The organism is Streptomyces sp. R28, from assembly GCF_041052385.1.
Taxonomy (GTDB): Bacteria; Actinomycetota; Actinomycetes; order Streptomycetales; family Streptomycetaceae; genus Streptomyces.
Genome location: NZ_CP163439.1, coordinates 1426695 through 1451951, shown reverse-complemented (window position 1 = coordinate 1451951; position 25257 = coordinate 1426695). Strand labels below are relative to the sequence as shown.

General features: G+C 68.7%; 16 protein-coding genes. 12 read left to right on the top strand and 4 right to left on the bottom strand.

What is annotated here, in order from left to right:
* The first annotated feature begins 45 nt into the window (after positions 1-45).
* From AB5J49_RS06185 to AB5J49_RS06150, 8 genes are all read left to right on the top strand, one after another.
* Positions 46-2097 carry a family 43 glycosylhydrolase gene (locus AB5J49_RS06185; RefSeq protein WP_369167425.1) on the top strand — a complete coding sequence of 684 codons (2052 nt, stop codon included), beginning with the start codon at positions 46-48 and terminating at the stop codon, positions 2095-2097.
* A gap of 196 nt (positions 2098-2293) precedes the next feature.
* On the top strand, positions 2294-3730 hold the full coding sequence (locus AB5J49_RS06180) for a glycoside hydrolase family 43 protein (protein ID WP_369167424.1): 1437 nt from the start codon (positions 2294-2296) through the stop codon (positions 3728-3730).
* Between the two features lie 492 nt (positions 3731-4222).
* Positions 4223-5278 carry a LacI family DNA-binding transcriptional regulator gene (locus tag AB5J49_RS06175; RefSeq protein WP_369167423.1) on the top strand — a complete coding sequence of 352 codons (1056 nt, stop codon included), beginning with the start codon at positions 4223-4225 and terminating at the stop codon, positions 5276-5278.
* A gap of 170 nt (positions 5279-5448) precedes the next feature.
* Positions 5449-6693: an extracellular solute-binding protein gene (locus AB5J49_RS06170; protein WP_369167422.1), complete on the top strand. Its 1245-nt coding sequence runs from the start codon at positions 5449-5451 to the stop codon at positions 6691-6693.
* 19 nt (positions 6694-6712) lie between these two features.
* Entirely contained in the window at positions 6713-7696 is a 984-nt protein-coding gene (locus AB5J49_RS06165) for a carbohydrate ABC transporter permease (RefSeq protein WP_369167421.1), read from the top strand.
* 68 nt (positions 7697-7764) lie between these two features.
* On the top strand, positions 7765-8538 hold the full coding sequence (locus tag AB5J49_RS06160; protein ID WP_369175062.1) for a carbohydrate ABC transporter permease: 774 nt from the start codon (positions 7765-7767) through the stop codon (positions 8536-8538).
* A 52-nt stretch (positions 8539-8590) separates the two neighbouring features.
* Positions 8591-10348 (top strand): amylo-alpha-1,6-glucosidase, encoded by a 1758-nt coding sequence (locus tag AB5J49_RS06155; protein ID WP_369167420.1) that lies wholly within the window; start codon positions 8591-8593, stop codon positions 10346-10348.
* A 62-nt stretch (positions 10349-10410) separates the two neighbouring features.
* Positions 10411-12285: an RICIN domain-containing protein gene (locus tag AB5J49_RS06150; protein WP_369167419.1), complete on the top strand. Its 1875-nt coding sequence runs from the start codon at positions 10411-10413 to the stop codon at positions 12283-12285.
* 453 nt (positions 12286-12738) lie between these two features.
* On the opposite strand, the gene AB5J49_RS06145 is transcribed toward AB5J49_RS06150, so the two are convergent.
* Complete coding sequence (locus AB5J49_RS06145) at positions 12739-13578, bottom strand: alpha/beta fold hydrolase (protein WP_369167418.1); 840 nt, start codon at positions 13576-13578, stop codon at positions 12739-12741.
* 21 nt (positions 13579-13599) lie between these two features.
* On the opposite strand from AB5J49_RS06145, the gene AB5J49_RS06140 reads away from it, so the two are divergent.
* Together AB5J49_RS06140 and AB5J49_RS06135 are read left to right on the top strand one after the other, a co-directional pair.
* The gene (locus AB5J49_RS06140) at positions 13600-14136 is read left to right on the top strand and encodes a MarR family winged helix-turn-helix transcriptional regulator (protein ID WP_369167417.1); all 537 of its coding nucleotides are present in this window, start codon (positions 13600-13602) and stop codon (positions 14134-14136) included.
* Positions 14137-14336: 200 nt separating this feature from the next.
* Positions 14337-14990, top strand: coding sequence for a hypothetical protein (locus AB5J49_RS06135; RefSeq protein ID WP_369167416.1), 654 nt, complete (start codon positions 14337-14339; stop codon positions 14988-14990).
* A gap of 289 nt (positions 14991-15279) precedes the next feature.
* On the opposite strand, the gene AB5J49_RS06130 is transcribed toward AB5J49_RS06135, so the two are convergent.
* The 3 genes from AB5J49_RS06130 to AB5J49_RS06120 form a co-directional block, all read right to left on the bottom strand.
* Positions 15280-17736 carry a SpoIIE family protein phosphatase gene (locus AB5J49_RS06130; protein WP_369175061.1) on the bottom strand — a complete coding sequence of 819 codons (2457 nt, stop codon included), beginning with the start codon at positions 17734-17736 and terminating at the stop codon, positions 15280-15282.
* A gap of 368 nt (positions 17737-18104) precedes the next feature.
* Entirely contained in the window at positions 18105-19589 is a 1485-nt protein-coding gene (locus AB5J49_RS06125; RefSeq protein ID WP_369175060.1) for an RICIN domain-containing protein, read from the bottom strand.
* A gap of 342 nt (positions 19590-19931) precedes the next feature.
* Positions 19932-22163 (bottom strand): alpha-L-fucosidase, encoded by a 2232-nt coding sequence (locus tag AB5J49_RS06120; protein ID WP_369167415.1) that lies wholly within the window; start codon positions 22161-22163, stop codon positions 19932-19934.
* Between the two features lie 424 nt (positions 22164-22587).
* On the opposite strand from AB5J49_RS06120, the gene AB5J49_RS06115 reads away from it, so the two are divergent.
* Both AB5J49_RS06115 and AB5J49_RS06110 read left to right on the top strand, forming a co-directional pair.
* Positions 22588-23649, top strand: a complete 1062-nt coding sequence (locus AB5J49_RS06115; protein WP_369167414.1) for a sugar ABC transporter substrate-binding protein — start codon at positions 22588-22590, stop codon at positions 23647-23649.
* 45 nt (positions 23650-23694) lie between these two features.
* Positions 23695-25257 (top strand): sugar ABC transporter ATP-binding protein, encoded by a 1563-nt coding sequence (locus AB5J49_RS06110; RefSeq protein WP_369167413.1) that lies wholly within the window; start codon positions 23695-23697, stop codon positions 25255-25257.

The window sequence follows — 25257 nt, the reverse complement described above, 5'->3', positions numbered from 1 at the left end:
AAAAACCGCGAATACATGTGATGACTCCTAGTCGAGGACTGAATCGTGGACATCACCAGACGACAGCTCGGCCGGCTCGCCGCGGTCGGCAGCGGGGCCCTCCTGCTACCGGGCCTGCTGCCACCAAGCAGGGCGACGGCAGCCACCCCTCCGGCCGGCACGTGGGGCGACCAGGGCGACGGCACCTACGTCAACCCCATCATCCCGGCCGACCTCAGCGACTGGGACTGCATCCGGGTCGGCGCCGACTACTACGGCATCACCAGCACGTTCGGGTACTCGCCCGGCATGGCCGTCCTGCACTCGAAGGACCTGGTCAACTGGCGGACACTCGGCGGCGCGGTCGACGATGTCACCCGTCTCGGACCAGAGCTGAACTGGGACCGGATGAACCGCTTCGGCCGCGGCGTGTGGGCCGGGGCCATCCGCTACCACGCGGGCCGGTACTGGGTGTACTTCAACACGCCCGATGAAGGCTTCTTCATGACGTCGGCCCCGTCGCCGAGCGGGCCCTGGGACCCGCTGACGTCGGTGTGGCGGACCACCGGCTGGGACGACCCGTGCCCGTTCTGGGACGACGACGGCCAGGGCTACCTGGTCACCACGCACTACTCGGACAGCTACAAGATCAACCTGTTCAAGCTGTCCGCGGACGGCAAGTCCCTGGTCGGCACGCCCACGGTCATCCACCAGTCGCCGGGCAGCGAGGCCAGCAAGCTGTACAAGATCAACGGTCTCTACTACCACCTCTTCAGCGAGGTGAAGTCCGAGGGCCGGGCGCTCATGATGAACCGCGGCACCAGCCTCTACGGCCCGTTCGAGACCCGGCAGCTGGAGCACGTCAACACCTCGGTGGACCGCGAGCCCAACCAGGGCGGTCTGGTGCAGGCCCCGGACGGCACCTGGTACTTCGTGACCCATCATGGCCACGGCGACTGGGAGGGGCGTCCGCTGTCCCTTCTGCCGGTGACCTGGGTGGACGGCTGGCCGATCCTGGGCCAGGTGGGCGCGGACGGCATCGGCAACATGGTGTGGACGGGCAAGGTGCCCGCCGGCGGCACGCCCGGTCTGCCGGTCGACGCGCTGCCCTCCGTGGTGACCAGCGACCTGTTCACCGACACCCGCCTCAAGCCCCAGTGGGAGTGGTACTACCAGCCCCGCGCGGACCGGTGGTCGTTGACCGAACGCCCCGGCTACCTGCGCTTGAAGGCATTCGCACCGCTGGTGGCCAACAACCTGACCAAGGTCGGCAACACGCTCACCCAACGGGTGCTGCGTACGGCGGGCAGCGCGACGGTGACAGTCCGCCTGGAACTGGCCGGCCTCGACGACGGCCAGCACGCCGGGCTGTGCCACTACGCGGCAACATACGCCGGGTTGGGTGTCAGGCGCTCCGGGACCACCATCACGATCGCGCACAACGTCGGCGGTACCCTCACCTACGGTCCGGTGATCACCCAGAACGCCGTGTGGCTGCGCACCTCCTGGAACGTCAACGGGGTCAGCCAGTTCTCCTACAGCCTCGACGGGAACGCGTTCACCACGTTCGGCGGTACCTACCAGCTCACCTGGGGCGGTTACCGCGGCGACCGGGTCGGCCTCTACACCTACAACCCGAACGGCACCGGCTACGTCGACTTCGACTCGGTGCAGTACGCCCTCGCCCCCGCCAGGGCCTACAAATGCGTCAGCGTGCGCAGCGGGAAGGTCGCCGACGTCTCCGGCGCCTCGAACGCGGACGGCGCCGCCGTGATCCAGTGGTCGTACTCCGGCGGATCGAACCAGCAGTGGGCCTTCCAGTCCACACCGGACGGCTACCACACCATCATGTGCGTCCGCAGCGGCAAGGTCCTCGACGTGGCAGGCTCCTCGACGGCCGACGGTGCGCGGATCGTGCAGTCGATCCCCGAGGGCCGGACAAGTCAGCAGTGGCAGCTGCGCCCGCAGACCGACGGCGCGTTCGCCGTGGTCAACCGCAACAGCGGCAAGGTGCTCGACGTCAGCGGAGGCAGCACCGCCGACGGTGCCGCGCTGATCCAGTACAGCGACAAGGGCAGCTCCAACCAGCGGTGGACCTTCCACCGTGTCACCGGCTAGGGACCGTGCCGGCCTCGCCGAACCGCTGTCAGTTCCATTGAGGTGCTCCTGGCTGAAACTTTTCTTTCGATCGATGTTCTCAGTACCGAACGTCATTCGAAATGGCGAACAATCTCCTAGGGGGTAGCACGTGTTCCGCACCCGTCACTGGTCCCTCGGTGCCGCGCTGTGGCGAAGCCTCCGGCAGGAGACGCGCATGCCCGGGGTTCTCTCCCGGCTGGCGGCGATATTCGTCGCCGTCGGCCTGCTCTTCACATCCCAAACCCTCGCCACACCCGAGCGGGCTGCTGCCGCCAACTCGGGATACTTGATGCTGCACTTCACCGATGATGCGGCCGGCCAGAAGTCGTACCTCTCGCACAGCACGGACGGCCTGCACTGGAACGACCTCAACGGCGGAGGCACGGTCCTGCGCTCCACGGTGGGCACGAAGGGGGTGCGTGACCCCGCACTGGTCCGCTCTCCCGACGGGAGCCGGTACTGGATCATCGCGACCGACCTGTGCATCGGCTGCGGGCAGTCGTGGGGCGACTCCGTGAACAACGGCAGCCGCAACCTCGTGGTGTGGGAGTCGACGGACCTGGTCACCTGGTCGCAGCCGCGGCTGCTCAACGTCGCCGGCGCGATCCCCGACGGCCGCAACGCCTGGGCGCCCGAGGTCATCTGGAACCCGGAGACCAACGACTACGTCCTGTACTGGGCGACGAACGCCACACTGAACGGCGTGCTGAAGCACCGTATCTACTACGCCCGCACCAAGGACTTCCGCACCATCACCACCCCGCAGGTCTACATCGATCCCCCCGGCACCACGGCGGTCGTCGACACCCAGATAACCGAGGTGCCCTCCGGTGTCGGCAACTACCGCTACGTGCGGCTCTCCGGCGACGGCCAGAATACGATCGAGGGCAGCAACTCGCTCCTGGGGACGTGGACCAACCTCGGCAACCTCTCCAGCATCGGCCTCACCGGGAACCAGGTCGAAGGCCCGATCTGGATGAAGTTCAAGGACCGCAACGAGTGGGCCCTCTACATCGACTACCTCAGCCAGAACGGCGCACGCGAATACAGGCCGGTCCTGACGACCAACCCGTTCAGCGTCGGCACCTACCGGCTTCAGGCGTCGGGAAGCTACGACATGGGCGGCACCGCGAAGCGCCACGGCGCGATCCTCACCCTCACGGCCGCCGAGGAGAGCCGCGTGCTCGCACGCTGGCCCAACACGGCGATCAACCGGCTCCAGTCTTACAACTACCAGGACCGGTACGTGCGGCACGCCAACTTCGACGCGCGCATCGACCCCAACGTCAGCCCCGCCGACGACTCCCAGTTCCGGCTGAGGACGGGCCTGGTGGGCACCGGCACTGTCTCCTTCGAGTCGGTGAACTTCCCCGGGTACTTCCTGCGGCACGCCAACTACGACTTCCAGCTGGCCTACAACGACGGCACCACCCAGTTCGCCGCGGATGCCACCTTCCGCCAGGTCGCCGGGCTCGCCGACGCGAGCTGCTCGTCGTTCCAGTCGTACAACCACCCCGACCGCTACATCCGCCACTACGCGTACCAGTTGCGGCTCGACCCGATCACCACTGTGACGGGGCGCGGCGACGCCACCTTCCGCGTGACGAGCTGACCCGACCGTCTCACGGTGAATGTCTCACCGTGAGTGCTCTGCGGAGTCCGCCGCTCCGGTGCCGGAGTCAACGGCTCCGGAGACGGTTGCCCTTGACCTCGGCGCCGCACCAGCGGGGGCCATCCACGTGCCCCAGGACTGCCTGTCAGGACGGCTCGTTCGACCGGGACTTCTCCGGTCTGATGCGCGAACAACTGCGCGAAAACCTCGCCGACGCCGTGCCGCAGCGGATCCCTGGTGAGCGCGCGCGAACCGGGCGGGCCAGGTCCCACGCCCCCGCGCACTGACGTTTCCGGGCCGTTACGAGAAATTCGGTGCAAGGCGTTGACACTGGCCCCGGTGGCTCCTAACTTCACTTCACGCGAACCGGTTCGACGATCGGCGCCTGAACGATTGTCGCTCTGGAATCAGCAAACCGGTTCAAAGATCGTCATCCGACCGTCTCGCCCTCCGGCGACATCGAATCGGTTCGACAGCTCAGCGAGGAGTTCCGTGAACATCGGTGAGATTGCCAAGCGGGCTGGTGTCTCGCGGAGCACCGTGTCGTACGCGCTCAGTGGCAAGCGTCCCGTGTCGGACGACACCCGGCAGAACATCCAGCGGGTCATCGACGAGCTGGGCTACCGGCCGAACGCGAGTGCTCGGGCTCTGGCCAACGGCCGGACCAGCACCATCGGTCTGGTCTTCCCGCCGGCCGGGAACCATTACACGGGCATGCAGCTGGACTTCATCGGCAGCGTGGTGGAGGCCGCCGCGGCCTACGACTACGACGTGCTGCTTTCTCCGAGCGGTGTGGACAGCGACCGCTCGTTCCAGCGGCTGCTGGGGGAGCGGCGGGTCGACGGCGCGATCCTGATGGAGATCAGGCTGGAGGACGACCGGCTCGACCACCTCACCGCGGTGGACTTCCCCTCCGTCGCCATCGGCCGCACCGCCCACCCGCGGGGCAGCTGGTGGGTGGGCCTGGACCACACGGCACTCGTGGCGGCCTGTGTGCACCACCTCGCCGACCTGGGCCACCGCAGGATCGCCTTCGTCAACCGGCCGGAGCCGCTCCTGCGGGCCGGGTACGAGTCCGCGCACCGGGGTCTCGACGGGTTCACCAAGGCCGCGGCGGAACGCGGGCTCACCGTACAGACGTACTGCTGCGGCGACGACGCCGCCTCCGGCCAGGCCTGTCTGGAGCGGATCCTGCACGACGACCCGGCCACCACGGCACTGGTCACGCTGAACGAGGCCGCACTCGGCGGTCTCTACCGCGGGCTGGCCCAGTCCGGCCTCCATGTCCCACGAGACTTCTCGGTCACCGGGGTTGTGGCCAGCAGGTGGGCGGAGACGGTGACCCCGCAGCTCACCGCTGCGGACGTGCCGGCGGAGGAGATGGGCCGCCTCGCCGTCGAGCTGCTCGTCGAGCGGCTCGACCACCCCGACTCACCGGCCCGGCACCACCTGCTCGCGCCGCCGATCTCGTTGAGAGCGAGCACCGCACCCGCCGACACCACGCCGACCGCCCCCGCTCCGGACCTCGGCGCCCCCACGAACCTCTGACCTCACCCCGCACGCTCCTCTTCGTCCTCCGCACCTGCCACCACGTACCGGCCGACTGCGCAACTCACCGCCCGGATTTCGGCGAGCCCAGCAGCCTCCGATCACCCCTCCCAGGGCACACCTGTGCCGATCCCAGGGCACGCCCGTGCCAAAAACCATGAGGAACCGCAATGAACAGCTCTGCCAGAAGGCGTCTCACCGCCGCAGCCCTGACCGTCGTCGCCGTCACCGCCGGCGCCACCGCGTGTTCCTCCGGCGGAGGCGGCACCTCCTCGAAGGCCGCGGACAGCGGCACCTACACGATCTGGGACCCGTACCCGCAGTTCGACAAGAGCTCGGCATGGGCGAAGCTGCTGGACGGCTGCGGCACCGAGGCCGGTGTGAAGATCAAGCGGACCGCGTTCGACACCAGCGACCTGACCAACAAGGCGCTGCTGGCGGCGCAGCAGGACAACTCCGCGGACGTCCTCATCGTCGACAACCCGGTGGTGTCGACCCTGGCGGAGGCGGGCGTACTGACCACGACCGACGACAACAAGCTGGACACCTCGAAGGCCGACCCCAACCTCCTGGCGGCCGGTCAGGCGGGCGGGAAGACGTACGGCACGCCGATCGGCGCCAACACCCTTGCCCTCTACTACAACAAGGCGGTGCTGAAGAAGGCCGGGGTTCAGATCTCCTCGATCAAGGACTGGAAGTCGCTCACCGCGGCGCTGGAGAAGGTCAAGGCGGCGGGCAAGAAGGGCATCACGTTCTCCGCGATCGGTACCGAGGAGGGCAGTTTCCAGTTCCTGCCCTGGTACTGGGGCTCGGGCGCCCAACTGACCGCACTCGACTCCCCCCAGGCGGTCTCCGCGCTCTCGCTGTGGAAGAACTGGCTGAGCAAGGGCTACGCCCCCAACTCGGTGCTCAACAACACCCAGACGACCAGCTGGCAGGAGTTCGCCAGCGGCGACTACGCGTTCGCGGAGAACGGCACCTGGCAGCTCGCCAATGCCGACAAGGCAGGCTTCGACTACGGCGTACTGCCCATTCCGGCCGCCGCGGGAGGCAACGCCGCGGCTCCGACGGGCGGTGAGTTCGTCACCATCCCGGTGCAGGGCGACACCAGCCGCTACACCACCTCGCACAAGCTCGTGTCCTGCCTGAGCAACAGCCAGAACCTGCTCGAAACCGACACCACCCTGTCCTACGTGGCCCCCACCAGCGAGGCCCAGGACAAGCAGGTGGCCGCGAACGCCAAGCTGAAGCCCTGGGTCGACGCGGTCAAGGCCGCCAAGGGACGTACCAGCGACGACCTGGGCACCAAGTACCCCAAGATCTCCGAGCAGATGTGGAAGGCGGTCCAGTCCGCGCTCAGCGGGTCGGCGTCGCCGAAGGACGCGCTCGGCTCGGCGCAGTCCGCCGTCAAGTGAGCAGGACCACGGCCAGCCGATGAAGCACACGACACAGTTGCCGGGCCGCCGGCCGGTGCAGAGCCGGAACGGGGCGGCGACCGCCGCCCCACCCCCGGCCCGCACCACGACCCGGCGCCGCCCCGCCTCCCAGCAGTGGGCCGCCTGGGCCTTCCTCGCCCCGGTCGCCCTCTACCTCACCCTCTTCTACGCCTATCCGCTCTACCGCAACCTCGACCTGAGCCTGCGCAACTACACCGTCCGCTCCTTCGTCCAGGGCGACGCGCCGTTCACGGGCCTGGCGAACTACCGGACCGTCTTCGACGACCCGACGTTCGCTCCGGCACTGCTGCACACCGCGGTGTTCACGGCCGTGTGCCTGGTCTTCCAGTACGCGATCGGCCTGGCCCTGGCGGTCTTCTTCAACCAGCACTTCCGGCTCTCGGCCACCCTGCGGGCCCTGTTCCTGGTGCCGTGGCTGCTGCCGCTGATCGTGTCGGCCTCGACCTGGTCGTGGATGCTCAACAGCGAATCCGGTGTCGTCAACGCCGTCTTGCACGGGGTCGGCATCGGTCCGGTGAACTGGCTGACCTCACCGTCGTGGTCCCTGGCCTCGGTGATCATCGCGAACATCTGGATCGGCGTCCCCTTCAACCTGGTCGTGCTCTACAGCGGCCTGCAGTCCATCCCCACCAGCCTGTACGAGGCCGCCGCCCTCGACGGGGCAGGCCCCTGGCGGCGCTTTTGGAGCATCACCTTCCCGCTGCTGCGCCCGGTCTCCGCCATCACCCTCCTGTTGGGCCTGGTCTACACACTCAAGGTCTTCGACATCATCTGGATCATGACCAAGGGCGGCCCGGCCGACTCGTCCACCACCTTCGCCACCTGGTCCTACCAGCTCGGCTTCGGCAACCTGCTGCCCGCCTTCGGCCCCGGCGCGGCCGTCGGCAACCTGCTGGTCGTCGCCGCCCTGGTCTTCGGCCTGGTCTACCTGAAGGTCCAGCGAAAGCAGGCGTCGTCGTGACCAGAACCGCCGTTGACACCCTCAAGCGCCGCAACCGTACGTGGGTCAAGACGACCGTCGGTGTCCTCATGACCGCGGTCATGCTCTTCCCGGTCTACTGGATGCTCAACGTGTCCTTCACCCGGGACCAGGACATGCGCAAGTCCCCGCCGGACCTGTTCCCCGTGCACGGCACGCTGGAGGGCTACCGGGCCGTCCTGGACCAGCAGTTGCCCTACCTCGGCACCAGCCTCGTCATCGGCCTCGGCACCGTCGTGCTGACCGTGGCGCTCGCCGCGCCCGCCGGATACGCGCTGGCGAAACTCCGCCCACGCGGCGGGGGAGTCCTCAGCTTCCTCCTCCTGGTCGCCCAGATGATCCCCGGCATCATCATGGCGATGGGCTTCTACGCCATCTACCTCCAGCTCGGCCTGCTCCAGTCCGTCCCCGGCCTGATCGTCGCGGACTCCACCCTTGCCGTCCCCTTCGCCGTACTCATCTTCACCGCGTTCATGTCCGGCATTCCCGGCGAGCTGATCCAGGCCGCGCAGATGGACGGGGCAAGGACCCTGCGCACGTTCTGGTCCGTCGTCCTGCCCATGAGCCGCAACGCCCTGGTCACGGTGTCGCTGTTCGCGTTCCTGTGGTCCTGGTCCGACTTCGTCTTCGCCAGCACCCTCGCGAACGGCGGCGCCCACGAGCCGATCACCCTCGGCATCTACCACTACATCGGCAACAACAACCAGCAGTGGAACGCCATCATGGCCACCGCCGTCGTGGCCTCCCTGCCCGCCACGGTGATCCTCGTCCTCGCCCAGCGCTACGTAGCCGCCGGCGTGACGACCGGAGCCGTCAAGGACTGACCACCTCCCGACCACCGCCGGTGACCCCTGCTGAAGAAACGAGTAACCCTTCATGACCGCCGCCCGATCCGGCCCGGCCTTCTCCCTCCACGACATCCCGTTCAGCACGCACGGCTCCTGGTTCGGCATCTCTCCCGTGCTCGCGGAGAAGTCACGTGCCGAAGACCTCCACCTCGTCTCGCACCAGAACGGCATGCACGCGATCCTGCGCCTCATGCCAGTCGACGCGACGACGGGTGACAGGGCCGGCACGCAGGTCGAGGCCACTCCGAGCCTGCTCAGCTGGACCGGCGCCGCAGGACGCATCCGCCTCGCCTACGCCGCACCGGAGACGGTCCGCCTTCGAGGCGAAGGACTCGGCCTGCGCATCACCGCGGGGGCGACCGCCCTGACCCCCTTCACGGGCACCTACTTCTACCGTGACCCGGTGGACGGAGCGTACGTGTTCACCTCGTACGAGACCGGGCGCCGTTACCGCATCACCGTGCTGTCGGGCTCCGTCGCCGAGGTGTCCGGCACCCAGGCCCTCGGCTCCGGCGAGCGCGGCATCACCATCACCACGGATGCCGGCGGAACCTGGGAAGCGGCTGTCGAGGAACTGGACAGCGCGCGTCAACCCCAGACGTTCTCGGGGACGTTCGACGCGGTGGTGGCGACCGCGGAGCACGCTTTCGCCGCTTTCGCCGACGCGGTGGCACCCTGGCGCTCGTCCGGTACCCCGGCCGCCGAACTCGCCGCCTACGTCCTGTGGTCGGCGACCGTACGCCCGGCCGGCCTGCTCGCACGGCCCGCGGTGCTGATGTCCAAGCACTGGATGGACAAGGTGTGGAGCTGGGACCACTGCTTCAACGCCCTCGCTCTGGCACCCGGTTGCCCCGAGCTGGCGCGAGACCAGTTCGCGCTGCCCTTCGACCACCAGGACGAGAGCGGGGCCCTCCCCGACTCCGTCACCCACTCGGAGGTGCTGTACAACTTCGTCAAACCGCCCATCCATGGCTGGGCCTTCGGCCATCTGCGCAGACGGCTGCCCAGACCGCTCGACCAGGCGGAGCTGGCCGAAACGTACGGCAAGCTGGAGCGCTGGACGGACTTCTGGCTCACCGCACGGCGCGCACCCGGCGCCGCGCTGCCCCACTACCAGCACGGCAACGACAGCGGCTGGGACAACGCCACCACCTTCGACCCCGAACGTGTGGTCGTCACCGCCGACCTGGCCGCCTTCCTCATCCTCCAACTGTACGAACTCGCCAGCCTCGCCAGCGAGTTGGGGCGCCCGGAAGACGCCCGCAAGTGGACGCGCACGGCCGAGGAGACCCAGGCCGCCCTGTTCGACGAGCTCTGGAACGGCGACCGGTTCATCGCCCGTTCCGCGCACGGCGAGGACACCTGGAGCAGCTCCAGCCTGCTCGACCTGATGCCCGCCGTGCTCGGCGAGCACCTGCCGGACGATGTCAGCGCCGTACTGGCGGAACGCATCGAGGAGCACCTGACACCGCACGGCCTCGCCACCGAACTTCCCGGCTCACCGCACTACCTCGCCGACGGCTACTGGCGCGGCCCGATCTGGGCCCCGGCCACCGTCCTCATCGAGGACGGCCTGCGCCGCGCCGGCCACCACCGCCTCGCGGACGAGATCAGCAGCCGCTTCCGCGCCCTGTGCGAAACCCACGGCTTCGCCGAGAACTTCGACGCCCTCGCCGGAACGGGCCTGCGCGACCGCGCCTACACCTGGACCGCCAGCAGCTACCTCCTCCTCGCCGAAGCCCACGAACTCCGGCACACCGCACCCGCCGCACACACCGGCGGCTGACAGACCCCCTGAGCGCCCCCCCGCCCAGGCAGCACCCCCCCTTTCGGGAGAGCACGATGCACATGTCCCGTTTCCTTTCACCGCCGACAGGCACCACGGAGTCCGGCTCCGCACGAGGCCGTCGTCTCCGCAGAACCACCACGCTCGCGGCGCTGTTCGCGTCGGTCGCGGCCCTCGCCCTTCCCGGCACGACCGCCCAGGCCGCCGACACCACCGTCGCGGTCGACTTCGCCACCGCCGGGGGCGCTCCCACCTACCGGGCCTCGGGCACCATCTACGGGATGACCGAGAACGGCTCGCTTCCCCAGGAGCACTTCTACAAGGACATCAAGTGGAAGTTCATGCGGGCCGGCGGCGCCCAGCTGGACGGCCAGGCAACGGGAGGATGGCTCGCCGGCAAGTACGACCGTCGCTGGAACTCCACCCTCGCCCAGTACAAGCGCACCAAGGCGCTCGGCGGGACCTTCATCATCCTGCCGCACGACTTGTACGGCGCCGACGGCAGCATCATGTCCACCTACCCGGGCGACAACGGCGACTGGTCCGACTTCGACGCCTTCTACGACCGCCTCATCGCCGACGTGAAGGCCGCCGGCATGACCGACGTCCAGTGGGACATCTGGAACGAGCCCGACTGGCGGCCTTTCTTTGACCGGCCGCAGGCCCAGTACCTGGAGATGTGGAAGCGGTCCTACCAGCGGGTCCGGGCCGCCTTCCCCAACATGGTCATCAGCGGCCCGAGCAGCGCCGGCGGCCCCTCCAAGATCGGCTCGTGGTGGGACACCTACCTCGACTACGTCAAGGCCAACAATGTGGCCCCCGACATCTACAGCTGGCACGACCTGCCCGGCGACCCCGTCGCGGACGTCGACGTCGTGAAGCAGAAGCTGGCGGCCCGGTCGCTGACCACGAGCCGCCCGTTCCAGGTCAACGAGTACGCCCAGCGCGCCGAGCAGAACCCGGGCCGCGGCGCCTGGTACATCTCCCGTCTGGAGCGTGCCGGGGTGGACGGCCTGCGGGCCAACTGGGGCGACACCAACCTGCACGACCTCCAGGCGGGCCTGCTCACCAAGAACAGCGCCGGCCAGTACCTGCCGCGGGGTGAGTGGTTCCTCTACCGGTACTACGGCTCCCAGACCGGCAACACCGTGAAGCTCACCCCGGGTAGCGGCACCGACGGCCTGGCCACCAAGGACAACCCCGCCAAGAACGCCAAGATCCTGCTCGGGAGCAACGGCAACACCGGAAACGTGACCGTCAACCTCAACCGTCTCGACACCACCTCCGTGGTGGAGAACGGACAGGTCCGCGCGATAGTCCAGCGCATTTCCGACAACGGCGGCGGCGCCGTGACCGGCCCGGTCACCGTCTCCGACCAGACCCTGACCGTCGGCAGCAACTCCGCGTCCCTCACCCTCCCCTGGACGAACTCCACGGACAGCTACACCGTCACCCTGCTCCCGCCGTCCAACACCACCGTCTCCACGGTCGCCGTCGCCCAGCACAGCGGCCAGTGCCTGGACGACACCAACCTCTCCACCGTCAACGGCACGCAGTACCAGCAGTACCACTGCGAGGGCGGCTACCAGCAGATGCTCGACTTCAAGCCGGTCGCCGGACGGGCCAACACCTACACCATCGTCAACGAGCACAGCGGCAAGTGCCTGGACGTCTCGGGAGCCTCCACGGCCGACGGTGCCGCCGTCATCCAGTACACCTGCAACGGCACCACCAACCAGATGTTCACCCTCAACCCCGTCACCGCGCTCGGCAACAGCAAGGACTACCAGCTGGTCGCCGTGCACAGCGGCAAGTGCGTCGACGTCAGCGAAATATCGACCACCGCCGGCGCGAAGATCCACCAGTGGACCTGCGACCCGGCGAGCGCGCTGAACAACAAGAAGAACCAGATCTGGCGCCTCCAGGGCAAGGGCTGACCAGCGTTCCTTCCACGGGGGCTCCCGGCCACACCAGGGAGCCCCCATGGGCCGCCGTCTCCCTGTTCCTGGACGGCTCGGTCGGCACCTGGGGTGGACACCAAGGGGCGGTCCCACAGCTCGTCCGACACGATCCACGGCGACGTCCCCTCACTGGGCTGAACGCTCAACTCCCGCCCCGGGCACGGCCATCAGGGCACACCCAACGGTTCTGTCAGACGGCCTTGACCATGACGCCGGTGCTTACGAGCGCGGTGACCTCGTCAGCCGGTGCCGAGGCTGCACACCCTCGTCACCGAGGGGGGCGCTAGAACTTCGCAGCGGTCAGAGTCTGTCACTTACTGGTCGGGATTGTTTGAATCGGCTCGCTGCGAGCGCCGGCGCCTCCGTCAACTTCGGGGTGCCGATCCCGGCCTACGCCTCCGGCGTCGCGCACGGCAACGGACGCGGCGTTCAAGCCAGGAACTGTGTCAGCAGGCGGTTGAGGTCGGCAGGCTGCTCGGTGGGAATGGAGTGGTGGGAGGCGTTCGGCAGGATGGCGACGCGGGCCTCGGGGAGAAGGCGACGAGCCCCGGCCGCCACCCGTTGCACCTCGTGGGCCCGGCTGCGTTCGGCCAGGAGCACCAGGGTCGGAACGGTGCAGGTCCGCAAGTCCCGTGGCCGGGGGCGTCGCATGGCGACGACCTTCGATCGTCGGGCAGTGGCGGCGCTGTCCAAGAACGCTTGCCAGAGCGGATCCTCGGGCGTGCGGCCGGTTTCCCACCGGTAGAAGGCCCGCAACCGCTCGGAGGTGGGCTTCAGCAGTGTCGGCAGTGCGTGCACAAGGTATCGAAAGCTCATGCCGGCAAAGCAGTTCGTCGGGTCGAGCAGCGCGAGGCGGCCGAGCCGGTGGGGCGCGTGCAGCGCGTAGGTCAGGGCGATCCAGGCGCCGTAGGAGTGGCCGCACAGGTCTGCGCCCTCGAGGTTCAGCTCGTCGAAGAGCGCGTCGAGCCACGCCATCAGGTCGCCGGCGCCGCGCAGTGGGGCCCCGTCGTGCACGCTGCGGCCGATGTCGCCCATCACATCGACGGCGTACACCCGGTGGGTGCGAGCCAAGTCCCCGATGTTGGCGAACCACGCCACCGAGGTCGCCCCGCCGCCCGGCAGCAATACGAGAGGGGCACCGTCCTCCCGGCCGCAGATCTGGACCCGCGTGTTGCCGTAGGGACTGGGCACGTCGATGCTGTGGACCTTTCCGGGCCACTGCCGCAGGACGGCGTCGTATGCCGCGAAGAAGGACGCTTCGTTCCCCATGGCTCCCCCTATGATTACTCGATGACCGAGTGTCTCGATGATCGAGATAATAACCCGGAGGAGAGCGTGGACGACCGCGTGGACGACCAGGACCCTGGCCTTCAACTGGTTCATCTGCTGCGAGCTGTCACCGTGGAACTGGACCTTTTCGCCGGCGAGTTCGCTGACCGCAACGGGCTGCATCCCACCGATGTGCGTGCGCTGATCCACCTGCTGGACGCCGGCCGGGCGGGCTTGACCGCCACCCCTGGGTGGCTCAGCGCGCAGCTGGGCGTGAACTCGGCTTCCACCACAGCCTTGATCGACCGGTTGGAGCGATGGGAACTCGTCCGTCGGGAACGGGATCCCCGCGACCGCCGACGGGTACTGCTGGCCGTCACGGACAAGGCCGTCGCTCTGGGCTGGTCGTTCTTCGGGCCGCTGATCAACGAGATGGTCGCCGCGATGCACTCCTTCGGTGAGGAGGACCTGGCCGTGGTGCGGCGTTTCCTGGTCGCCATGCGCGACGTCGCCGCCGGCGGGCGACGCACCCAACGGGACGACCCCGCTGGACGGTGATCACCTGCACCCGCAGGCCACCGTCTCGTTCGCCGCCGCCCGCCGCAAACAGCACGGCGTGCCATCCGGCGGTGGTGCTGGGACCACCCCTCTTTCGGTGTTCAGGCCCAGCGACGACGACCACCGCGAGCGGCAGGATTCACACCGTCGGCAAACGAACCGACGCGCATCCACCGCACGCACCGACCCGGGGGACACCCATGACTGAAACCTTCGCGCGGCGCCTGACCGGCGCCGCGGGCATCGCTGCTGCGACCGCTCTCATCATCGAAGTGCCTCTGTACTTCGTCTACTCGGGCCCGCCACCGGACGTGAACGTGCTGAGCAGGCTGCTGATCGGGATCATCGCCCTCGCCTGCCTGGTCGTGTTCGTGACGGCTCTGCGGGAACTGGTCAAGCGGGTGAGCCCGGCGTACGAGTGGGCCGGCTCGATCGCCTTCGCCGCGGGCCTGGTCTACGCGACGATCACGCTGGTCTCCAGCGGCCTGGAAGCAGGCGCGGTCATCGCCGCCGACCACCCGATCGATCCGACCATCGACGTCAGCGGCACCTACATCCTCTACGGGTCGATCTCCCGCCTGATGCTGGCACTGTTCCTGACCGCGGTGGGCTACATCGTCTCGCGCACGAACCTGCTGCCGCGCTGGACCGGCCGGTCGGCCTACGCCCTGGCGGGCATCAACCTGGCCTTCGTGCCGTCCCTGTTCTTCGGCAACACTCCCGCGCACTTCTACGCGGCCAACGGCTGGGGCACCACCGCCCTGATGGGGGCGATCCTCAGCTACTGGCTGCTGGCGCTGGGCATCTCCACCTACCGCAGCGGCGCGCGGCCCGCTCCGGTCGAACACCAGTGAAGGAGCACTGACCGTCTCCGCAGCAGGCGGTTGTGGTGCCGGCCCATCACGGGTCGGCACCACACGCATCGCACCGACCACACTTGCGGCACTTCCGCTCGGTCCGCAGTTGTCCCGTACGGCCTGCCCCGTAAGGCGAGTTGACAGCTTCTCTCCACCCGACCCGTGAAACCTCGACCGGCCGCCGTGCGGATGGATGGCCGGGGAGGCTGTGGGCTCGCGCACCGGTGCCGGCGATGCCCGCCCCGCGCCGGCGCCGAGCCCGGCGACAGCCCGCCGGGCTCGGGGCTCATCGCGGCTCGCCGAGCTCGGTGAGGGTCTGCGCGCACCAGATCGTCTTGCCCTCGGTGGTGTGGCGGGTGCCCCACCCCTGGGTGAGCTGGGCGACGAGCAGCAGGCCCCGGCCGCCCTCGTCGAAGGCGCGTGCCCGGCGCAGGTGCGGGGCGGTGTTGCTGGCGTCGGAGACCTCGCAGATCAGGGAGGTGTCACGAATCAGCCGCAGCCTGATCGGGGGCTGGCCGTATCTGATGGCGTTGGTGACCAGCTCGCTGACGACCAGTTCGGTGACGAAGGAGGCCTCCTCCAGGCCCCAGGCGTCCAGCTGGTCGAGGGTGAACTTCCTGGCGCGCGGTACCTGCGCGGGGTCGGGTTCGACGTCCCAGTCGGCGACGTGCTGGGGATCCAGCGCGTGGGTGCGAGCGAGCAGCAGGGCGGCGTCGTCGGTGCGGTGTTCGGGGAGCATGGAGTCCAGCACCGTGTCGCAGAGGGCCTCCAGTGAGGTGGCCGACTGGGCCAGGACCCGCAGCAGTCTGGCGATCCCGTGGTCGACGTCGCGCTCGCGGTCTTCGATCAGTCCGTCGGTGTAGAGGGCGAGCAGGCTGCCCTCGGGCAGGTCGAGCTCGGTCGCCTCGAAGGGCAGCCCGCCGATACCGAGTGGCGGTCCCGGCTGCACGGATACCGGGGTCCTGGTTCCGTCCGGGGCGATGACCAGCGGTAGCGGGTGGCCGGCGCTCGCCAGCGCGAAGCGGCGGGAGACCGGGTCGTAGACGGTGTACAGGCAGGTGGCCCCGAACTCGCCCGTGGGCTGGAAGCGGCTGGCGGGCTGGAGGTCGCTGGAAAGGTGGATGACCAGGTCGTCCAGGTGAGTCAGCAACTCGTCGGGCGGCAGGTCCACGTCGGCCAGGGTGCGGACCGCCGTGCGCAGCCGGCCCATGCTGGCCGAGGCGTGCAGGCCGTGGCCGACGACATCGCCGACGACCAGGGCGACCCGGGCGCCGGAGAGCGGGATGACGTCGAACCAGTCGCCACCCACTTCCGCGCCGGTCCCGGCAGGCAGGTAGCGGGAGGCCACCTCGAGCGCCTCCGGGCTGGTCAGCCGTTGCGGCAGGAGGCTGCGCTGCAGGGTCAGCGCCGTTGTGCGTTCCCGCGAGTAGCGGCGGGCGTTGTCGATGGCGATGGCTGCCTTGGCGGTCAGCTCTTCGGCGAGGATCAGGTCGTCGGCGGTGAAGGCCTCGGGCCGGTCGCTGCGGGAGAACGCGACGACGCCGAGCAGCGCACCGCGTGCCCGCAGCGGCACGGTGATCCGGCAGGTCAGCCCCTCCGCCGCGATGGACTCGTCGATCAACGGGTTGCCCGGCGGCCAGTGGGCCGGGTCGGCGGCGAGTCCGGGTCCGAACGCCCATTCGCCGCCCTCGCCGGGTTCGGCGGCGAGCTGAACCGTCGACTGGCCGGTGGTCATGCAGCGGGCGGCGACCGAGCCGGGAGCATGGCTGACAGGCGTCGGGTGCCCGGGAGCCCGGTCGGTGTCGTCCTGCGCGCTGTGCCGGGCGGCCCGGCTGAGCGCGATGGTCTCGCCGGGGGCGAGGGCGGACACGGAGGGTGGTTCCTCTCCGCGCAGTACCTCGTCGAAGAGATCCACGGTGACGAGGTCGACGAATCCCGGTACCGGGGTCCTGGCCAGTTCCTGGGCGGTGCCGATCACGTCGAGGGTGCGGCCGATGCCGCCGCCGGCCTTGTTCAGGATGAGCAGGCGTTGCCGAGCCCAGTACTCGGCGCTCATGTCGAATCCCCAGTTGGCGATCGCGCGGACCCTGCCCTCGTCATCCCGGACGGGCCAGATGCTGGTGGCCCATGCGTTGGCGTAGTCGCTGCCGCGCGGGTGGAAGACGGTGATCAGACGCGCGGGCTCGCCCGTCCTCGCTACCTCGGCGAGCGCGTCGGTGTAGGGCTTGTCGTCCCTTTCGGGGAACAGCGAGCGGTCGAATTCGGGAAGCACCTCGCGGTACTTCTTGCCGAGCACTTGCTCCTCGGAGTGCGCGATCACCCGGCCCGAGGAGGCGTTGATCCACAGGAACCGCAGCTCAGGGTCGTAGACGCCCAGCGCGAAGGGGCACTGCTCGAAGGCCCGGTCGGCGATCACCGGGCGGCGTCCCCAGCGCTGGACGGTCACCACGTGGCCCAGCGCTCGGCCGTCGGCGCCGGACAACGGTTGAGCCGTCACCACGGCGTCCACCGTGGAACCGTTCCGATGGCGCAGGGGGACGGGTCCTGTGTGGTCCGGGGCGCTGCCGTAGCTCTCGGGGAAGCCGGGTGGTGGGGGACCGGCCAGCAGATCGGTCACGGGGCGCCCGACCGTGTCCTTGGCCGTCCAGCCCAGCAGCAGCCGTCCCCCCTCGCTCCAGCCGCTCACTACGCCGTCCGGGTCCACGACGACAGCGGCCGTGGGGGCATCGCGCATACCGGCCATGTCCACGCGCGACACCTCCGTCCGGATGGATGGGCCCGTCAGGGCTGGTTCCCAGCGGCAGTTTCCAGGCTAGATCCGCTGCTGCTCCACGGCGCCCCGGCCGGTGCGTTCCGGACCACCGGCTGCCGGAGTGAACGGGGCCGATGCCTCCGTGCCCTGCTCGCTCGTCCACGGCCGGGCGCGTCTCCGCTCACGCAAACGGCCCCGGACGAGTGGTCCGAGGCCGAGCAGAGTGCCTCCCTGGGGGATATCCCCAGGTCAGCGGCGTAATGCGGGGTGCCCCCGGCGGAATTCGAACCTACGACCCTCGCTTCAGGAGTCGGATGTCCCGTGGCCGGATCTGTGGGGCTCCCGGGCGGTCGGTGCCGTCACCAGCCGATCGGCAGACCGGCGATGAACGAGCTGAGCCGGTCGGAGATGACTCGGTCGTCGTGGGCCGAGTAGTGCCAGGCGCAGCCGAGGAAGTCCAGGCCCGAGTCGTCGAGGAACCAGTAGCGGACCCCGCTGTCACCGGCGTCGTTGCGTGCCTTGACCACCTGCTGGACATGGCCGGCGAACTGGCCGGCGCCGACGGCCACGATGGTGGTTCCGGCCCCGTACCGCGTACGCAGCTTCTGGATGAAGTCGCCGTAGGCGTTGCGGTAGGCGGTCGCGAGGCTGTCGGGCGTCCACGGCTCACCGGGGTTGACTGCGGTCGAGAAGTCGTTGGTGCCGAGGTTGATCACCACGAGCTGGGGGCGCCAGGTGCCCGGGTTCTGCCAGACGTCGCCGGGGGCGTTCTGCAGGGCACGGTCGTAGTAGGTCCGGTAGGTGACGTCCGGGGAGCCTCCGTTGTAGTTGCGCACCATGCCGAGGCCGGAGTAGCCGTTGATCTGGTAGTCGGCGTTCAGTTGCCGGGCGGTGAGGGCGCCGTAACTCACGTCGGTGTTGGTGGTCCGCTGGACCTGGTCCCCAGTGCAGTCGCGGGAGGTCGAGAGGTTGCCGTAGCCCACTGTGAGGGAGTCGCCGATGAACTCGATCTGGCGGTTGCGGGCGGCCGGTTTGCTCAGTACGGCACCGCCGGGCGCGGCCACGAAGCCTCCGAACGTGCTGGTGTCTCCCGGGGTGTCGTTGCGCTTGACGAGCCGGACGGTGTGATCGCGGTTCTGCAGGCCGTTGATCCAGTGCGTGGTGTTGCCGGGCTTGACGAGTGTGGCGACGGTGGTGCCGTCGACCTGGACGTCGTAGTCGGCGGCCGAGTCGCCCAGCACGATGCCCACGCCGGTGCCGCTGACGCGGCCCTCGAAGTACACGCCGGGCCAGCTGTACTGCACGGCGTTTCCGGCGTCCTTGACCCTTCCCGCGGTGTGCACCTGTGCCAGTACCCCCGTCGCGCGGACCAGTTGCCACTGCTGGTTGGCCCCGCCCCAGTCGGTGAACTGCACGACCTTGGCGCCGTCCGTGGTGGAGGCGTTGTCCACCTCGACGGCCTTGCCGCTGCCCCGGTTGATCAGCCGGACGTAGCCGTCGGGCGAGTCGGCCAGCCGGAACTGCTGGTTGCTGCCGTTCGTGTCGCCCCACTGCACGATGTCCGCGTGGTCGGCGGCGGAGTAGTTCAAGACGTCCAGCACCTTGCCCGAGTGCTGGGCCTTGAGCCGGTAGTAGCCACCGCCCGAATCGACGAACTGGAAGCGCTGGTTGGCGTTGTCGTGGCGGGTCCACTGCGACAGGCCCGCCCCGTCGGCGGTGCTCGCACCGGACACGTCGAGCACCTTGCCACTGCCCCGGTTGACCAGCACGTACCACGCGCTCGAATCCACCGAGGCCGCCTGCGCCGTCCCGGCGGCGCCCAGCCCGCTCAGGAGCGCCGCCATGAGGGCGGTCACCGCGGTCAGCACCGCCGTTCGCCTCCTGTGCCTCCACCACGACGCCCTGAATGTCATATGCATGCCATCTCTGTGCATTCGTGTCCTTTTCGCTGAGTGTGGCCGCCCGTTCCCCCTGGGACGCGCGCCCCGAAGGAGGGCCCAGTCGCGTCGAAGTTCGACCCCTTGGCGGGCGTTACTGTCGCGGGTCCCTGCGAGAGGGGCGCGTCATCAGCGGTCGCGGCCGACCAGGCGTCCATCGCGCGGTCTTCGGATACCCACCGGAGCTGCCCACAAGGAGTCGCTGTCCGGTACGCCCGAGGCGGCGACGACGGCGTCGGGCTCCGCCGGCTACAGCGCGGTGAAGGTCCACAGCAGGTTGGTGCTGCTGCCGTAGGTCCACTGCTTGGTGAGGGAGCCCGAGTCGACGTTGCCGCCGCCGTCGAGGACCAGGCCGGTGGTGCGGTTGGCGATCGAGTAGCTGTCGCCGCCCCGGTGGGTGATGGTCCACTGCTGATTGGTGCCGCCGTTCCAGGCGGCCTGTCGGGCCGGCGAGCCGTTGTCGGTGGCGCCCCAGCCGTCGGCGACCATGCCGTTCGTGCGGTTGACCAGCCGGTAGTAGCCGCCTCCGACAGCCTCCGCATGCCACTGAAGGTTCGAACTGCCGTCCCAGGTCCACTGTTTGAGGTTGGACCCGGAGGCGACGTTGCCGCCGCTGTCCAGAGCGAGGCCGTTGGTGGCGTTGGTGATCCGGAAGTACGTCGCCGGGTTGAACTGGACTCTCAGCGAGGTGATCCGGTCGTTGTTGCCGGTGACCCTGAGGTCGGGGTTGTCGGCGGTGAAGGTCCAGGAGGTGCCGGTGAAGTTGTCTCCGGCGTAGCCGATCACCTGGTAGCCGGGGGCCGGCCGGAGGGAGGAGAGGGTGGCCGCGCCCAGTCCGATCGCGGTCAGGTCGGCCGCGGTGTGGTCGCCGACGGTGAGCAGGGCGTAGTCGCCGGTGTAGTTGACGTCCTTGAAGCCGATGGCGCCGGTGAGCGGCCGCAGGCCCGGGATCGTGCCGGAGAACGAGAGCTTCAGGACGTAGGCGTTGGCGCTGTACGGCGCGGAGGACGGCAGGGTGACGGTGAGGCCGGAGGAGTTCTGGGTCCGGGTGGGCAGGTCGATGTAGGTGCCGGCGGTGGAGCCGAGGAGCTTGACCGAGGTCAGCGAGGAGAGGTTGATCCGGTCCGAGCCGAGGGTCTTGATCGTCAGTGAGCTGCCGGGCCAGCCCAGGACGGTGGCGTACAGGGCGTTGTTGGCCTTGTTGCGGGTGAAGCGGATGTCTTTTGCTGTGCCGGCCGTCGGATTGGTGAAGGAGCCGCCGCCCATCTTCGTCGGGCCCTCGCCGTACGCCGTCCAGGCGCGGGTCGCGTAGATCGACTCGCCGAAGCGCTTCAGGTGGTCGCCGATGCCGAGCAGGATGTCCTTCTGCGCCTGGGGGATGGTGCCGTCGGCCATGGGCGCGATGTTCAGCAGCACGTTGCCGTTCTTGCTGACCCGGTCGATGAACGAGTGCAGCATCTGCTGGATGCTGTAGTAGCCGATGCCCTGGGTGTAGCACCAGCTGGAGCTGGAGATGCTGTCGTCGGTCAGCCAGTACGGGCTGGTGATGTCGGCCGGGCCGCCGCGCTCGTAGTCGAAGACCTCGCCCTTGCCGTTCATGCCGTCCTTGTACGTGGCGACGACCTCACGGCCCCAGCTGTTGGCCTGGTTGTAGTAGTACGCCAGGAAGTTGAGGCGCTGCTGCTCGTCGACGGCGCGCAGATTGAAGTCCTGCCACAGGATGTCGGGCTGGGCGCGGTCGACCACCTCCTTGAGCTTGTCGAACCAGAGCTGGTTCTCCGCGGCCGACCCCAGCTGCCCGTACAGCTTCTTGAGGCTGGGGTCCGTCTGCGCGGGGGCGGACTCGTAGAAGCCGGTGAAGTTGTACGCGTGGTGCATGGCCACCAGCAGCTTGAGGCCCTTGGCGCGGATGGCCGTGGAGAAGAGCTTCAGCAGGTCCAGTCCCGGGCCCTTCTTCACCGAGTTCCACTCGTTGGCCTGGCTGTCCCACATGGAGAAGCCGTCGTGGTGCTCGGCCACCGGACCCGCGAACCTGGCACCGGCGTCGACGAACAGCTGCACCCACTCGTCGGGGTCGAACTTCCCGCCGGCCGACTTCAGCTTCGGCGCGAACTTCACGAAGTTGCCCGCCAGGTCCTGGGCGCCGTTGATGAAGTTGTGGTACGGCCACGCCGACGGCTGGCCGTAGGTCGCGATGTGGTGCTGGTTGGCGCCGTCTCCGGCCCGGTACATGTTGCGCGGGTACCACTCGTTACCGAAGGCGGGAACGCTGAAGACGCCCCAGTGGAAGTAGATCCCGAACTTCGCGTCCTGGAACCACTCCGGGGCCGGCGGGTGCTGGTCGACCGAGTTCCAGTCGGGTGTGTACGTGCTGGGCGCCGCCTCCGCGACACCGGCACTGAATACACCTCCGGCAACCGCCGCCGCTGCCACGCAGGTTGCGGAAGCCAGGAACTGGCGTCTGTTGATCGAGCTCGACATGGACACATCCCTGATGCAGAAGAGGACAGGGGGAATGCAGGGCCACGCATGAAGGTCGGCCATGCCGCCCTGGGATGTCAACCAGTGTGCAGGGATGAAAGTGACTACTGCGTCGGGTGATTGGAGCGATTTGCTCATATCTGTCATGCGTCCCGATCGTGCAAACATGGCATGTCTTGCGGTGCCTCACGGGCAGCTCTGACCCTTGAAGGCTCGCGATTGATGGGATGGATCTTGTCTCCCGGGTGACATCTGTTGCTCATGGGTCGGACGCGAGCTGGCCTTTTGTGGCGGATCCGGCAGAGGTCTGGACGCCGCCCCCGAAGCGCATCTATAAAGACATCCCATCAATGCTGCGCGGCGATACACGGATGTCGTCGAGGCGAAACATCTCCCGCTACGGGACCGGCGCGAGGAAGCACCGATGAGACTCAGAACCGCCCTCTGTTCCGCCGTCTCCGCCCTGTCCGCACTGGCGCTGCTCAGTGCGTGCGGCAGCGGCTCCACCACCGCGTCGTCGAGTGACACGCCGCTGATCGGCGTCGACTACCCGCGCTCCGACACCGACTTCTGGAACTCCTACATCAAGTACACGCCCCAGTACGCCAAGGAGTTGGGGCTGGAGCTGAAGACCACCAACTCGCAGAACGACGTCGCCAAGCTGACCGCCAACGCGCAGACCTTCATCAGCCAGGGAGTCAAGGGCCTCGCGATGGCCCCGCAGGACACCGCCGCCATCGCGCCCACCCTGGCGCAGATGGAGGCGAAGAAGATCCCGGTCGTCACCGTCGACACCCGCCCCGACACCGGCAAGGTGTTCATGGTCGTGCGCGCCGACAACCGCGCCTACGGCGAGAAGGCGTGCCAGTACCTGGGCACCAAGCTCGGCGGCAAGGGCAAGGTCGTGATGCTGGAGGGTGGCCTGGACTCCATCAACGGCCGTGACCGCACCGAGGCGTTCAACGAGTGCATGAAGAAGAACTACCCGGACATCAAGGTGTTCGGTGAGGCCACCAACTGGGACGGGGCCGTCGCGGCGCAGAAGCTGCAGACCGATCTGACCGCCCACCCGGACATCAAGGGCATCTACATGCAGTCCAGCTTCGCCCTGTCCGGCACCCTTCAAGTCCTCAAGCAGAAGGGTCTGTTGGCCGACCCCCAGGACAAGAAGCACGTCTTCGTCGTCTCCAACGACGGCATCCCCGAGGAGCTCAAGTCCATCGGCGCGGGCAAGATCGACGCCACCGTCTCCCAGCCGGCCGACCTCTACGCCAAGTACGCCCTGTACTACCTCAAGGCCGCGATCGACGGGAAGACGTTCAAGCCCGGCAAGACGGACCACGACAGCACGATCATCCAGGTCCGCGACGGCCTGCTGGAGGACCAGCTCTCCGCCCCGCTGGTCACGGCCGACGGCGGCACCTACGGCGGTGTGCCCAGCGTCAAGAGCGACGACACGTCGCTGTGGGGCAACAACCTCGGCTGATCCCTCTCCCGAGATCCAACGGCTCACGAGAACAAGGCGGTTGAGATGAGCGACGGGGAGCAAGCAGTCACCCCCGCGCCCGCACCGTGGGACGACGGACGGGTCCCGGTGGACCTGCCCGTCGTCGAGGCGACGGGCATAGTCAAACGATTCGGTCCGACGGTGGCCCTGAACGGCGCCCGGATCACCATCCGGCCAGGCGAGACCCACGCGCTCGTCGGCCGCAACGGGGCCGGCAAGTCGACCCTGGTATCGGTCCTCACCGGCCTCCACGCCCCTGACGAGGGAACGGTGTCCTTCGGCGGCAAGCCGGCCCCCCGGCTCAGCGACCGCGACGCCTGGCGCGAGCGCGTGGCCTGCGTCTACCAGAAGTCGACGATCATCCCCACGCTGACCGTCGCCGAGAACCTCTTCCTGAACCGGCACGACCACGGACGGGGCCGGCTCATCAGCTGGTACGCCACCCGTCGCCGCGCACAGGACCTGCTGTCGACGTGGTCGGTGGACGTCGACCCGCAGACCCCGGCCGGTGAACTGAGCGTCGAGCAGCGGCAGTTCGTCGAGATCGCCCGCGCGCTGTCCTTCGGGGCGCGGTTCATCATCCTCGACGAGCCGACCGCCCAGCTCGACGGGGCTGCCATCAACCGGCTCTTCGACCGCATCCGCGACCTGCAACGCCAGGGCGTGACCTTCCTGTTCATCAGCCACCACCTCCAGGAGATCTACGAGATCTGCGACATGGTGACGGTCTTCCGCGATGCCCGGCACATCATCACGGCGCCGGTCGCCGAACTGCCCCGCGCCGACCTTGTCGCCGCCATGACCGGCGAGGCGGCGGCCGACCGGCAAGGGGAACGGGCGAGCACCCTCACCCCCGGCGCCACGGCCGCGCTGAGCGTGCGCGCTCTGCGGGGCGACGCGTACGACGACGTCGGCTTCCAGGTCGGCGCCGGCGAGGTCGTCGGCCTCGCGGGAGCCGCCGGCAGCGGGCGCACCGAGGTCGCCGAGACCGTCGTAGGACTGCGGGCGGCATCGGCGGGCGAGGTGGAGATCGCCGGGAGACGGCCCAGGCCCGGCAGCGTGCCCGCGGCGCTCGCCGCCGGCGCCGGGTTCGTCCCGCAGGACCGGCACCACCAGGGCCTCGTTCCCGACATGTCGATCGCGGACAACGCCACCCTGTCCGTGCCCAAGCGGCTCGGCCAGGGCGGGTTCCTGAGCCGCAGACGCCGGGACCTGCTCGCCGAGGGCATGATCGAGAAGCTCTCGATCAAGACCCCCGGTCCCGAACTGCCCGTCTCCTCCCTGTCCGGAGGCAACCAGCAGAAGGTCGTCATGGCCCGCGCCCTGGCCGACGACCCGAAGCTGCTGGTCCTGATCAACCCGACCGCGGGCGTGGACGTGCGCTCCAAGGAGTTCCTCCTCGACAAGGTCGAGGAGACCGCGGCCACCGGCACCGGAGTACTCATCGCCTCCGACGAACTCGACGACCTGCGCATGTGCGACCGGGTCCTGGTGATGTTCCAGGGCCGTGTGACCTCAGAGATCGCCCGCGGCTGGCACGACCACGACCTCGTGGCCGCGATGGAAGGAGTGGACCTGCATGCCTGA

What these genes read in the sequence shown, in the direction of transcription:
- AB5J49_RS06180 (WP_369167424.1), top strand. Translation starts at nt 2,294, where the DNA reads ATGCCCGGGGTTCTCTCCCGGCTGGCGGCGATATTCGTCGCCGTCGGC.
- AB5J49_RS06170 (WP_369167422.1), top strand. Translation starts at nt 5,449, where the DNA reads ATGAACAGCTCTGCCAGAAGGCGTCTCACCGCCGCAGCCCTGACCGTC.
- AB5J49_RS06165 (WP_369167421.1), top strand. Translation starts at nt 6,713, where the DNA reads ATGAAGCACACGACACAGTTGCCGGGCCGCCGGCCGGTGCAGAGCCGG.
- AB5J49_RS06160 (WP_369175062.1), top strand. Translation starts at nt 7,765, where the DNA reads ATGACCGCGGTCATGCTCTTCCCGGTCTACTGGATGCTCAACGTGTCC.
- AB5J49_RS06155 (WP_369167420.1), top strand. Translation starts at nt 8,591, where the DNA reads ATGACCGCCGCCCGATCCGGCCCGGCCTTCTCCCTCCACGACATCCCG.
- AB5J49_RS06150 (WP_369167419.1), top strand. Translation starts at nt 10,411, where the DNA reads ATGTCCCGTTTCCTTTCACCGCCGACAGGCACCACGGAGTCCGGCTCC.
- AB5J49_RS06145 (WP_369167418.1), bottom strand. Translation starts at nt 13,578, where the DNA reads ATGGGGAACGAAGCGTCCTTCTTCGCGGCATACGACGCCGTCCTGCGG.
- AB5J49_RS06140 (WP_369167417.1), top strand. Translation starts at nt 13,600, where the DNA reads ATGACCGAGTGTCTCGATGATCGAGATAATAACCCGGAGGAGAGCGTG.
- AB5J49_RS06135 (WP_369167416.1), top strand. Translation starts at nt 14,337, where the DNA reads ATGACTGAAACCTTCGCGCGGCGCCTGACCGGCGCCGCGGGCATCGCT.
- AB5J49_RS06130 (WP_369175061.1), bottom strand. Translation starts at nt 17,736, where the DNA reads ATGGCCGGTATGCGCGATGCCCCCACGGCCGCTGTCGTCGTGGACCCG.
- AB5J49_RS06125 (WP_369175060.1), bottom strand. Translation starts at nt 19,589, where the DNA reads ATGGCGGCGCTCCTGAGCGGGCTGGGCGCCGCCGGGACGGCGCAGGCG.
- AB5J49_RS06120 (WP_369167415.1), bottom strand. Translation starts at nt 22,163, where the DNA reads ATGTCGAGCTCGATCAACAGACGCCAGTTCCTGGCTTCCGCAACCTGC.
- AB5J49_RS06115 (WP_369167414.1), top strand. Translation starts at nt 22,588, where the DNA reads ATGAGACTCAGAACCGCCCTCTGTTCCGCCGTCTCCGCCCTGTCCGCA.
- AB5J49_RS06110 (WP_369167413.1), top strand. Translation starts at nt 23,695, where the DNA reads ATGAGCGACGGGGAGCAAGCAGTCACCCCCGCGCCCGCACCGTGGGAC.